The 1,465-nt window shown below is 71.0% G+C and carries 2 protein-coding genes; both read right to left on the reverse strand.

The window, feature by feature from the left end; all coding sequences use genetic code 11:
* Positions 1 to 403: response regulator (locus AC1D1T_RS32455; RefSeq protein WP_477993463.1), on the reverse strand; the 403-nt coding region annotated here is incomplete at its 3' end.
* Positions 400 to 1,465 (reverse strand): sensor histidine kinase (locus tag AC1D1T_RS32460; RefSeq protein ID WP_477993464.1); only part of this gene is annotated, 1,066 nt, incomplete at its 5' end. The genes AC1D1T_RS32460 and AC1D1T_RS32455, both read right to left, overlap by 4 nt.

Consider the following 1,465-nt stretch of genomic DNA (forward strand, 5'->3'; position numbering starts at 1 on the left):
ACGGCACCATCGTCGGCACCGTCGCCGCGCTGCGCCCGAGCGCCGAGGCGACGACCGCGCGGAACTGCTTCAGGTCGACCGGCTTGGTCAGGTAGTCGTAGGCGCCGGCCTTCAGCGCCTCGACCGCGTTCTCGGCCGAGCCGTACGCGGTGATCACGATCGCCTTCTCGCGCCGGTTGCCCTCCTCGAGGCGGCGCAGCAGGTCGAGCCCGGTGCCGTCGGGCAGCCGCATGTCGGTGATGACGGCGCTGTACGTGCGGTCCTTCAGGTGCAGCAGCGCGTCGTCGACGGTGGCTGCCGTCTCGACGTCATAGCCCTCGCGCAACAGCGTCAGCTCGTACAACGTGCGCAGGTCCGGTTCGTCGTCGACGACCAGCAGGCTGAAGTGGGAAGGCGAACTCATGATGTGAGGTGCAATCGGGTCTCGGGCGCTTCGGTGCCCGCCAGGGGTTTGCGCCGCATCGCGACAAAGAATTCGTTGCGGTTCGGCTCGCTGGCGGCGCGCAGCCGGTAATCGATGCGCGCGCCGTAGCGCTCGCACAGTTCCCGGCAAATATACAAGCCCAGGCCGGTGCCGCGGCTGCGGGTCGAGAAGAAAGGCTCGAACAGGTAGCGTTCGACCTCGGGCGGGATCGGCTCGCCGTTGCTCGTGACGCTCAGCACCACGTGCACGTCGTCGCGTGCCGACAGCGTCAGGCGCACGCCGCCGGGCATCGGCTGCGCATGGCGCTTCGCGTTGTCGAGCAGGTTGACCATCACGCGGCGCAGGTGCTCCGGGTCGAACACGACGCCCAGCGCCTCGTCGGGCAGCTTGACGCGCAGCAGGCTGTCGCCGCCGATCGGCATGCCGGCGGCACGCGCCCATTCGCTGCAGATGGCGGCGACCAGCGCGGTCGCGTCGATCGGGCCGCCGTCGTGCACCTCGCTGGGGGTGACTTCCATCACGTCGTCGACGATGCGCTTCAGCCGGCCGACGTTCTCGGTGACCATCTGCGTCAGCTGGCGCTGGACGGCGGTGGTCGCGTCTTCGGAGAGCAGCGCGTTGGCCTGCGAGATCGCGGCCAGCGGGTTGCGGATCTCGTGCGCGATGCCGGCCGACACCCGGCCCATCGCGGCCAGCTTTTCCTGGCGGGTGCGCGCCTGCATGCTGCGCACGTCCTCGATGAACAGCACGCACAGCGCTTCGCTCGGGTCGGGCGCCTGGCGCCGGGTGAAGCGCACCCGCACCCGCAGCGTGCGCGGCGGGCTCGATTCGAAATCGAGCACCACGTCGCGCCCGCCCTCGGGCCAGGTCGATTCGGCGAACGCGCGCTCGACCGCCTTCACGAGCTCGCCCCAGGCCTCGACGCCCTGCAGCTGGAACGGCGCCTCGCGCGAGACGCCGCTCGGCGCCAGCAGCGCGCGCGCCGCCGGGTTGGCGGTGCGCACGCGGCCGCGCTGGTCGACCACCAGCACGCCCTCCTGC

Source organism: Rhizobacter sp. P2_H3 (genome assembly GCF_056403355.1).